At 68.1% G+C, this 9,547-nt stretch carries 10 protein-coding genes; 7 read left to right on the forward strand and 3 right to left on the reverse strand.

All coding sequences use genetic code 11. The annotated features are described in order from the left end of the window. Both BDIM_RS15295 and BDIM_RS15300 read left to right on the forward strand, forming a co-directional pair. The coding region (locus tag BDIM_RS15295) for a protein-disulfide reductase DsbD family protein (protein WP_040346395.1) at nt 1-1,528 on the forward strand (1,528 nt) is incomplete at its 5' end. 23 nt (nt 1,529-1,551) lie between these two features. Beyond that, nucleotides 1,552-2,226: a thioredoxin family protein gene (locus BDIM_RS15300; RefSeq protein WP_040346397.1), complete on the forward strand. Its 675-nt coding sequence runs from the start codon at nt 1,552-1,554 to the stop codon at nt 2,224-2,226. A gap of 71 nt (nt 2,227-2,297) precedes the next feature. On the opposite strand, the gene BDIM_RS15305 is transcribed toward BDIM_RS15300, so the two are convergent. After that, entirely contained in the window at nt 2,298-2,759 is a 462-nt protein-coding gene (locus BDIM_RS15305) for a hypothetical protein (protein WP_040346399.1), read from the reverse strand. Between the two features lie 150 nt (nt 2,760-2,909). Between BDIM_RS15305 and pgi the strand changes: the two genes are divergently transcribed. The 3 genes from pgi (at nt 2,910) to BDIM_RS15320 (ending at nt 5,482) form a co-directional block, all read left to right on the forward strand. Continuing rightward, the gene (gene pgi, locus BDIM_RS15310) at nt 2,910-4,514 is read left to right on the forward strand and encodes a glucose-6-phosphate isomerase (protein ID WP_003166485.1); all 1,605 of its coding nucleotides are present in this window, start codon (nt 2,910-2,912) and stop codon (nt 4,512-4,514) included. A gap of 92 nt (nt 4,515-4,606) precedes the next feature. After that, a complete protein-coding gene (locus tag BDIM_RS15315) occupies nt 4,607-4,900 on the forward strand; it encodes a DUF4260 family protein (protein WP_088491483.1) in 294 nt (97 codons plus the stop codon). A 114-nt stretch (nt 4,901-5,014) separates the two neighbouring features. Further along, nucleotides 5,015-5,482, forward strand: coding sequence for an ion channel (locus tag BDIM_RS15320; RefSeq protein ID WP_040346401.1), 468 nt, complete (start codon nt 5,015-5,017; stop codon nt 5,480-5,482). Between the two features lie 59 nt (nt 5,483-5,541). Here BDIM_RS15320 and BDIM_RS15325 read toward each other — a convergent pair whose 3' ends face one another. Further along, nucleotides 5,542-6,021, reverse strand: coding sequence for a hypothetical protein (locus BDIM_RS15325; RefSeq protein ID WP_003166487.1), 480 nt, complete (start codon nt 6,019-6,021; stop codon nt 5,542-5,544). Nucleotides 6,022-6,259: 238 nt separating this feature from the next. On the opposite strand from BDIM_RS15325, the gene groES reads away from it, so the two are divergent. Further along, entirely contained in the window at nt 6,260-6,547 is a 288-nt protein-coding gene (gene groES / locus BDIM_RS15330) for a co-chaperone GroES (RefSeq protein ID WP_003166488.1), read from the forward strand. Nucleotides 6,548-6,603: 56 nt separating this feature from the next. Continuing rightward, a complete protein-coding gene (gene groL, locus BDIM_RS15335; RefSeq protein WP_003166489.1) occupies nt 6,604-8,250 on the forward strand; it encodes a chaperonin GroEL in 1,647 nt (548 codons plus the stop codon). A gap of 92 nt (nt 8,251-8,342) precedes the next feature. Here the strand turns inward: groL and BDIM_RS15340 are convergent, their stop codons facing one another. Further along, entirely contained in the window at nt 8,343-9,287 is a 945-nt protein-coding gene (locus BDIM_RS15340) for a LysR substrate-binding domain-containing protein (protein WP_040346403.1), read from the reverse strand. Between the last annotated feature and the right edge of the window lie 260 nt (nt 9,288-9,547).

The raw sequence follows: 9,547 nt of genomic DNA on the forward strand, positions 1-9,547 counted from the left end.
CCCGCTGGCGGGCGCGGCGCCGAAGTGGGCCTATTTCTATCCGTTCGAGGGCGGGGTGATCGACCACGCCGCCGCCCAGTCGGGCGAACGCGGGCCGCAGGGCCTGACCCTGACCGTCGCCGCCGGGCGCGGCCTGGCGACCAACGGTCTGAACGGACCGATCGGCGGCGTCCTGTCCACCGATCTGGGCGCCTGGGAGATCAAGGCCGAACCGGGCGCGGCCCTGACCGGCGTCACGGGCGACGGCGCGATCGGCGACGGCGAGGGCGCGCAGGCAGGCGCCTCGACCACCGGCCTGTCCGACTTCGCCAAGGCGGCGTTGTTCGCCCTGCTGGGCGGTCTGATCCTGAATCTGATGCCCTGCGTCTTCCCCATCCTGGCGATGAAGGCGGCCTCGCTCAGCCGCGCCGCCCATGAACCGGCCGAGGCGCGCCGCGACGGTCTGGCCTTCCTGGCCGGGGTGCTGACGGCCTTCCTGCTTCTGGCGGGCGCGCTGCTGGCCCTGCGCGCGGGCGGTCAGGTTTTGGGCTGGGGCTTCCAGCTGCAATCGCCGGGCGTGGTGGCGGCTCTGGCCCTGCTGATGCTGGCGGTGGCGCTGAACCTGTCGGGCGTCTTCCATGTCGGCGCAGGCCTGCAAGGCGCCGGACACGGCCCGCTGTCGCGCCTGCCCGGCGCGGCGGGCGCCTTCTTCACCGGGGTGCTGGCGGTGATCGTCGCGGCGCCCTGCACCGCCCCCTTCATGGCCTTTGCGCTCGGCGCCGCCCTGTTCATGCCCTGGCCGATGGCCCTGGCGGTCTTCCTGATGCTGGGGCTCGGGCTGGCCCTGCCCTATGTGCTGATCAGCCTCAATCCGCGCCTGCTGGCCCGTCTGCCGAAACCCGGCCCGTGGATGGAGAGCTTACGCAATCTGCTGGCCTTCCCCATGTACGGCGCCGCCCTGTGGCTGGCCTGGGTCTATGGCCGCCAGACCTCTGACGCTCTGGCCTTGTTGTTCGGGGCCGGGCTGCTGCTGGCTTTGGCGCTATGGCTCTATGGCCGAAGCCAGGCCGCCGCATCCGGCAAGGGCCGGGCCGCGGGCGCCGCCGCCCTGATGGCCCTGATCGCGGCCCTGGGCTTCGGCGTCCTGGCGGGGCGCGCCGCGCCCGCCGCCCCGGACAGCGCAGGCGCTTCGACCCATTTGCCGTCCCAGCCCTGGTCCGAACAGGCGGTGAAGGCCGCCCTGGCCGAGGGGCGGCCGGTCTTGGTCAACTTCACCGCCGACTGGTGCGTGACCTGCAAGGTCAATGAGAGCACGGCCCTGTCCTCCGCCCGCACGGCTGAGGCGTTGGAACAGGCGAACGCCGCCTATCTGGTCGGCGACTGGACGCGGCGCGACGACGCCATCACCGCCGAACTGCAACGCCACGGCCGCTCGGGCGTGCCCCTCTACCTTGTCTATGCGCCGGGCCGGCCCGAGCCGCGCATCCTGCCTCAACTATTGACCGAAGGCGTCGTCATCGACGCCCTGAAGGACGCCGCCGCCCGCTGACCTATCATCCCAAGGAGACCGCCATGTTCCGCCTGCTGACCGCCGCCTCCGCCTCTCTGTTGCTGCTCGCCGCCTGCCAGCAGCCGCCCGCCGCATCGCCTGAACGGTCCGAAACCGCCGTCGTCGCGCCCGAAGCGACCGAGGCGCCCGCGCCCGGCGAAACGGCCCCGGCCTTCACCCTGGTCGACGCCGAGGGACAGCAGCGCTCCCTGGCCGATTTCCGCGGCAAGACGGTGGTGCTGGAATGGACCAACGAAGGCTGTCCCTTCGTGAAGAAGCACTACACCGGCGCCATGCAGGCCCTGCAGCGCGAGGCGACCGCCGACGGCGTGGTCTGGCTGACCATCATCTCCTCGGCGCCGGGAACCCAGGGCTTCGTCGAGGGCGAGGAGGCGCAAGCCTGGAAGGCCAAGCACCAGGCCGCTTTCACCCACCTGCTGCTCGACCCGACCGGCGAGGTCGGCAAACGCTACGACGCCAAGACCACGCCCGACATGCGCATCATCGATCCAGAGGGACGGCTGATCTACGTCGGCGGCATCGACGACCGGCCGACCAATAAGGTCGAGGATCTGGACGGAGCCAACAACTTCGTCCGCGCCGCCCTGGCCGACGCCAAGGCCGGTCGCGCGGTCCAGACCGCCTACGCTGCGCCTTACGGCTGCGCCATCAAATACCCTGAGACGGTCCAGGGCTGAGCGTCACTTCCAAGCAGAGCCTCAAGTCGCGCGAAGCGCGATGGGCCAAGCAACCAAACCTCAAGCCGAGGCTAGGCTTCGGGTTGAGGCGGCGAGGTGATGACCTCGACGTTGTCGTTCAGCAGATAGGACAGCTCGTCGAGGGCCAGCTTGCGCGCGGCTGCGTCAGACGCGCCTTCCAGAGCCGCGACCTTGACCGGAATGTCTTCCGAGATGCCGCGCAGGATGCACTTCAGATCATTGTCCGTGCCGCGCTCCTTGAGGATCAGATGACCCTGCATGTCGCGCTGGGCCAGGTCCGTCGCCTGGGTCTTGAACGCTCCATAGGCCGCGCCCGTGAAGAAGCCGGCCTTGTCCGCCTCGCCCGAGGCCAGCCAGCCGTCGACGATCGTCTTCAGGGCGCCCGAACGGGCCGCCAGATCGGCGAACAGAGGCTCCTGGGCCACCGAGACCGGTGCGGCCGGGGCGGCGGCTTCAGCGACCGCGGGATCGGCCAGCATGAGGGCGACAGCGAGAGCTATTCCGCAGGACATGGCGTGCCTTTCACAAGAGACCGAGACGGCGGACTTCCGCCAGGAAATCCTTGTTGACCCAGTCTTGGATTGAACTCTTCACGGCCTGAGCCGTAAACCAGAGCTTGCAAGCGCCGGGCCAAAAGCCGGGACCGCCATGGGGAGACGACAATGCCGCACGCCGCCTGGGCCGAACTCGAGGCCGCCGCCCGACGGGACGCGGATGCGCGAATCCAGGATCAATTCACCGCCGACCCCGACCGGCTGGCGCGGCTGACGCTGGACGTGGCCGGCTTGCACATCGACCTGTCCAAACAGAGCTGGACCTACGCGGGCCTGAAAGCCGCGCTGGACCTGGCCCGCGCCTGCGGCGTCGAAGGCCGCCGAGCCGCCCTGTTCAACGGCGAGGCGGTCAATCTGACCGAAGGCCGCGCCGTGCTGCACCCGGCCCTGCGCGCGCCGGACGGCGCCGACTTCCGCGCCCTAGAAGAACCTGTCTCAGCCGAAGTCGAGGCCGTGCGCGCCGAGATGAAAGCCTACGCCGAAGCGTTGCGGTCCGGGAATGAAACAGGCGCGAGCGGACGCCCCTTCAAGACGGTGCTCCATATCGGCATCGGCGGCTCCGATCTGGGACCGCGCCTGATCTGGGACGCCCTGCGGCCTCTGGACCCGGCCATCGACCTGCGCTTCGTCGCCAACATCGACCCGCGCGACATGGCCGAGGCCCTGATCGGGCTGGATCCTGAAACTACCCTGGTGATCGTCGTCTCCAAGAGCTTCACCACTCAGGAGACCCTGCTGAACGCCCAGGCCGCCAAGGCCTGGCTGGCCGCCGCCCTGCCCGCCGAGGGGATGGCGAAACACTTCATCGGCGTCACCGCCGCTCCGGAAAAGGCGGCGGCGTTCGGCTGCGGCCGCACCTTTGCATTCCGGGACTGGGTCGGGGGGCGCTATTCCCTGTGGTCGGCGGTCAGCCTGTCCTGCGTCATCGGCCTGGGCTGGGACGCGTTCCAGGGCTTCCTCGACGGCGCCGCCGCCCTGGACCGTCACTTCCTCGAGGCCCCGCTGGAGAGGAACGCGCCGGTAATGCTGGCCCTGGCCGAGATCTACAACGTCGACGGCCTGCACCGCCCAGCCCGCACCGTCGCCCCCTACGCCCACGACCTGCGCCGCCTGCCGGCCTTCCTGCAACAGCTCGAGATGGAATCGAACGGCAAGCAGGTGCGCCGCGACGGCGCGCCCGTCGGCCGCCAGACCTGCCCCGTCATCTTCGGCGAGCCGGGCGCCAACGGCCAGCACGCCTTCTTCCAGCAATTGCATCAGGGGCCGCAGGTCGTGCCGGTCGAGTTCATCATCGTGGGCCGCACCTGCGAGGAGACGCCCTCGACCTATCTGTGGGCCAACGCCCTGGCCCAGGCCCAGGCCCTGATGCAGGGCAAGACCGAAACCCAGGCCCGCGCCGAGCTGATCGCGTCCGGCGCCTCCGAGGACGAAGCCGACCGCCTGGCGCCGCACAAGGCCTTTCCCGGCAATCGACCGTCGACCGCCATTCTGATGGAGCGGTTGACGCCCCAGACCCTCGGCGCCCTGATCGCCCTCTATGAACACAAGACCTTCGTCGAAGGCGCCCTGTGGGACATCAACAGCTTCGACCAATGGGGCGTGGAGCTGGGCAAGGTTCTGGCCAAGGCCCTGCTGAAGGACGCCGCCACAGGCACGCCCTCGGCGGACCTCGACCCCTCCACGGCGGACCTGCTGCGGCGGCTGACGGCGTGACCGTCGTCGCCCCGACCTGGCAGCGGCTGGAGGGGCTGGCCCTGCTCGTCCTCGCCGCCCTGGCCTATAGCCGCTTCGGCCAGGGCTAGGCGCTGTTCGCCGTTCTCTTCCTGGCTCCTGACCTCTCCTTCGCCGGCTATCTGGCGGGTCCGCGCGCAGGCGCACGGGCCTATGATTTGGCGCACAGCCTGATCGGACCCTTGGCGCTGGCGAGCGCGGGCCTGCTGGGTGCCGCGCCCCTGGCGACCGCGCTCAGCCTGATCTGGCTGGCGCACATCGGGTTCGACCGCGCGCTCGGCTATGGGCTCAAGTCGCCTGAAGCCTTCGGCCTCACCCACCTTGGTCTGATCGGTCCCGCCAGGCGCGCGGCGCAGGTCGATCCGTAGGGATCGCTAATGCGCGCGGCCGCTCTCTCCAGATAGACCGCCGTCGGAAGCCCGGTTCCGTGACACAAGCCGCCGATGCTAAGGTGTGATCGCGCAACACACGGCGAAACGACCATGGACATGATGCTGGAGTTGACGGTCGCCACCGCCATGGTGCTGCTGACCGTGGGAACGCACGCGATCGGACTGCTCTGCCTGGGTCGCGTGCTGGCCGCCCTGGAAGCGCGCGAAAGTCCGGCTCCGGCAGCGGTCCGCCTCAACCCCCTGTCCACGCGCGGCGCCCTCTATACGGTGACTCTGGTGCTGGGCCTTTTCGTCATCCACGGGCTGGAGATCTGGAGCTACGCCGCCCTCTTCTACCTGCTGGAAGCCGTGCCCGATCTACGCGAAGCCGTCTATTTCTCGTCCATCAGCTACGGCTCCATCGGCTACGGCGACGCCTCCATCGATCCGGAATGGAAGCTGCTAGGCGCGATCGAAGGCATCAACGGCGCCATTCTTCTGGGCTGGACCGTGGCCTTCTTCGTCACGGTCATGGGACGACTGCTGCCGAGCGCCGAACGCGGCAGCGGCTTCGAATAGGCCCGCGCATGAAAAAAGGCCCGGCCATGCGGCCGAGCCTTTCCTCATCTCATCCCCGCCTACCAGCGACGGTCGTAGCGGTAGTCGCGATCACGATCGCGGTCGCGGCGGTTCTGATAGCTGCGCCATTCGCCGTGGTTCCGCCAATAGCGGCCGTCGCGGTAATAGCGGCCGTCGTTGCGCTCATAACGGCCGTTGTAATAGCCGTCGCGGCTGTTGATGCCGTGCTCGCGCTCCCAGTGGCCCTGGTTTCGATAGCAGCGGCCGCCGCGGTAGTAGCCGCAGTCGTCGTTGTTCGAGGACGAGGCCGCGCCCAGCGCCGCGCCCGCCAGGGCGCCGCCCGCGACATAACGTCCGTCGCCTTGACCGATCAGGGCGCCGGCGACACCGCCGACCACGGCGCCCAGGACGGCGTCACGGCCGGTGTTGTCGCGATCGCGGTCGCGATAATGCTGGGCCGCAGCCGGGGTCGAAGCCAGCATCGTCACAACCAGAGCAGGGGCGATAGCGCCGGCGCCGATCTTGAACAGGGTCTTCATGGCGGGCTCCTTTCGAAAGCCGGTTGATCCGTTGTCCCCCTTCTAGCGGCGCCTGTCTGAACGACCTCGGCGGCGGTCGTTCATTTTCGCTTCATCTGGGCGCCGATTTCAGGCCGCATCGCCCTTGACGCCCCCCCTCCCCCTGCCTAACTCCCCGGTCGTTAGCACTCGGGGAGGGCGACTGCCAAAGTCGTGGGCTCCGAGGGCTGGAACCAACATCCTAACGGGAGTTACTCAGATGGCGTTTCGTCCGCTCGGCGACCGCGTGCTGGTCAAGCGCGTTGAAGAAGAATCCAAGACCAAGGGCGGGATCATCATCCCCGATACGGCCAAGGAAAAGCCCCAGGAAGGCGAAGTCGTCGCCGTGGGCCCCGGCGTCCGTGACGAAGACGGCAAGTTCGTCGCCCTGGAGCTGAAGGCCGGCGACCGCGTCCTGTTCGGCAAGTGGTCGGGCAGCGAAGTGAAGATCGACGGCGAAGACCTGATCATCATGAAGGAATCCGACGTCCTGGGCGTGCTGTCGTAAGACGCGCCTCGGTTTCCGGTTTCTGATTTAAAATCTTATAGATAGGAGCAGCCCGCATGGCCGCTAAAATCGTAAAGTTCAACACCGACGCCCGCGACAAGATGCTGAAGGGCGTCAACGTCCTGGCTGACGCCGTCAAGGTGACCCTGGGTCCGAAGGGCCGCAACGTCGTGATCCAGAAGTCGTTCGGCGCCCCGCGCTCGACCAAGGACGGCGTCTCGGTCGCCAAAGAGATCGAGCTGGAAGACGCCTTCGAGAACATGGGCGCCCAGATGATCCGCGAAGTCGCCTCCAAGGCGAACGACAACGCGGGCGACGGCACCACCACCGCCACCGTCCTGGCTCAGGCCATCGTGCAGGAGGGCCTCAAGGCCGTCGCCGCCGGCATGAACCCGATGGACCTGAAGCGCGGCATCGACCAGGCCGTCGCCGTCGCCCTGGACGAGGTGAAGACCATCTCCAAGCCGGTCTCGAACAACTCGGAAATCGCCCAGGTCGGCACCATCTCGGCCAACGGCGACGCTGAAATCGGCGAGCTGATCGCCCTGGCCATGGCCAAGGTCGGCAACGAAGGCGTCATCACGGTCGAAGAAGCCAAGACGGCTGAAACCACCGTCGACATCGTCGAAGGCATGCAGTTCGACCGCGGCTACCTGTCGCCCTACTTCATCACCAACCCGGACAAGATGGAGGTCGCCCTCGAAGAGCCCCTCATCCTGCTCCACGAGAAGAAGCTGACCTCGCTGCAGCCCATGCTGCCGGTGCTGGAAGCCGTGGTTCAGTCGGGCCGTCCCCTGCTGATCATCGCCGAGGACATCGAAGGCGAAGCCCTGGCCACCCTGGTGGTCAACAAGCTGCGCGGCGGCCTGCGCGTCGCCGCCGTCAAGGCTCCGGGCTTCGGCGACCGCCGCAAGGCCATGCTGGAAGACATCGCCATCCTGACGGGCGGCCAGGTCATCTCTGAAGACCTGGGCATCAAGCTGGAAACCGTCACCCTGGACATGCTGGGCAAGGCCAAGAAGGTCTCCATCACCAAGGACGACACCACCATCGTCGAAGGTTCGGGCGAGAAGGACGGCATCGAGGCTCGCGTCGGCCAGATCAAGCGTCAGATCGAGGACACCACCTCGGACTACGACCGTGAGAAGCTGCAAGAGCGTTTGGCCAAGCTGGCCGGCGGCGTCGCCGTCCTGCGCGTCGGCGGCTCGACCGAAGTCGAAGTGAAGGAAAAGAAGGACCGCGTCGACGACGCCCTGAACGCAACCCGCGCCGCTGCCGATGAAGGCATCGTCCCGGGCGGCGGCGTGGCCCTGCTGCAAGCCTCCAAGAAGCTGATCGATCTGAAGGGCGTCAACGCCGATCAGAACGCCGGCATCAACATCGTGCGCCGCGCCCTGCAGGCTCCGATCCGTCAGATCTCCGAGAACTCGGGCGTCGAAGGCTCGATCGTGGTCGGCAAGGTCATGGACTCGACCGACGCCTCGTTCGGCTTCAACGCCCAGACCGAAGAGTACGGCGACCTCGTCCAGATGGGCGTGATCGATCCGGCCAAGGTCGTCCGTTCGGCTCTGAAGTCGGCCGCCTCGGTCGCCGGCATCATGATCACCACGGAAGCCGCCATCGCTGACGCGCCGAAGAAGGCCTCGGCCGGCGGCGCCCCCGACATGGGCGGCATGGGCGGTATGGGCGGCATGGACTTCTAAGGAAGTCCGGCTTCTCAAAGCTCAAACGACGGAAGGGCGGGATCGAAGGATCCCGCCCTTTTCTTTTCCTTCTTCATCGAGGCGATGAAGGACTATTCACCCGCCTCCCCGACTTCACGCCCCGCCAGCCGCGCGCCCTCGACCACCGCCGGGTCGGTCCACGCCGTGTCCAGCACCCAGTCGCGGAAGCGGGCGATCTTGGGGGTCAGGCGGCGGCCGGGCGGGTAGCAGAGCCAATAGCCCTCGGCCAGGGCGACGGTCTCCTTGAACGGCCGGACCAGAAGTCCCCGTTCGATTTCGCGGCCGTAGAGGATGGGCGAACCCAGGGCCACGCCCTGATCGCCCAGCGCCGCCGCCACCTCCATCGCCTGGTTGTCGGCCGTCAGACGCGGCGACGGGGCGGCGTCGGCGGGTGCCACCCCGGCGGCGGCGAACCAGGCCGCCCACTCCTCCGGCTCTCCGACCAGATGGGCGCGTTTCAGATCAGCAGGCGTCTTCAGATCCAGCCGGTCGCGCATGGCGGGAGTGCAGACGGGCGTGAAGACGGCGGGCATCAGGAAACGGCTCTCCAGTCCAGGCCAGCGGCCCGAACCGAAGCGCAGCGCCACGTCCAACCCGTCCGCGCTGAGGCTGGACAGGACCGGGCTGGTGTCTACCCGCACCGCCAGGTCGGGGTTGGCCAGTTGGAAAGACCCCAGCCGCGTCGCCAGCCACTGGGTCGCCAGAGTCTGAAGCGTCGTGACGGCCAGCACGCCCTGGTCCGTCTCGATCACCTCGGCCACGGCGCGGCGCAGCAGGGTCATCGCCTCGGTCGCCGCCGTGGCCAGGCGCTCGCCTTCGGGCGTCAGGGCCACCTGCCGCGTGCCGCGCGTGAACAGGGGCCGCTCCAGCCGTTGCTCCAGGTCGCGGATGCGCCAGCTGACCGCCGCCTGGCTCATGCCCAGAACCTCGGCCGCGCGGGTGAAGCTGAGCAGACGCGCCGCCGCCTCGAACACGCGAAGCGCGTCCACCGGGATTCGGGAAAGAGGATCAGACATAAGTCAACTTTATGGATGAACGCCGTCGTCTCGTTTGTGACAGCCGCCACCATGCGCCATTCTGCTGATCTCAGAAAGGAGGACGACCAATGGAAGACATTCACCGCACTCATAAGGAACCTGCGTGGGGCTGGATCGGCGCCTTGCTTGACGCCCGTCGCCTTTCACGCCGCAAAACCGGCGATGTCCGTCTCAGGGCCCGACCCTGCCCGACGCCCCCGCGTCGGGCGGCCTGCTGACGGCCGCCGCTGCGCCGGGCG

This window comes from Brevundimonas diminuta ATCC 11568 (assembly GCF_000204035.1).
Classification (GTDB): Bacteria; Pseudomonadota; Alphaproteobacteria; order Caulobacterales; family Caulobacteraceae; genus Brevundimonas; species Brevundimonas diminuta.

What these genes read in the sequence shown, in the direction of transcription:
- BDIM_RS15300 (WP_040346397.1), top strand. Translation starts at nt 1,552, where the DNA reads ATGTTCCGCCTGCTGACCGCCGCCTCCGCCTCTCTGTTGCTGCTCGCC.
- BDIM_RS15305 (WP_040346399.1), bottom strand. Translation starts at nt 2,759, where the DNA reads ATGTCCTGCGGAATAGCTCTCGCTGTCGCCCTCATGCTGGCCGATCCC.
- pgi (WP_003166485.1), top strand. Translation starts at nt 2,910, where the DNA reads ATGCCGCACGCCGCCTGGGCCGAACTCGAGGCCGCCGCCCGACGGGAC.
- BDIM_RS15320 (WP_040346401.1), top strand. Translation starts at nt 5,015, where the DNA reads ATGGACATGATGCTGGAGTTGACGGTCGCCACCGCCATGGTGCTGCTG.
- BDIM_RS15325 (WP_003166487.1), bottom strand. Translation starts at nt 6,021, where the DNA reads ATGAAGACCCTGTTCAAGATCGGCGCCGGCGCTATCGCCCCTGCTCTG.
- groES (WP_003166488.1), top strand. Translation starts at nt 6,260, where the DNA reads ATGGCGTTTCGTCCGCTCGGCGACCGCGTGCTGGTCAAGCGCGTTGAA.
- groL (WP_003166489.1), top strand. Translation starts at nt 6,604, where the DNA reads ATGGCCGCTAAAATCGTAAAGTTCAACACCGACGCCCGCGACAAGATG.
- BDIM_RS15340 (WP_040346403.1), bottom strand. Translation starts at nt 9,287, where the DNA reads ATGTCTGATCCTCTTTCCCGAATCCCGGTGGACGCGCTTCGCGTGTTC.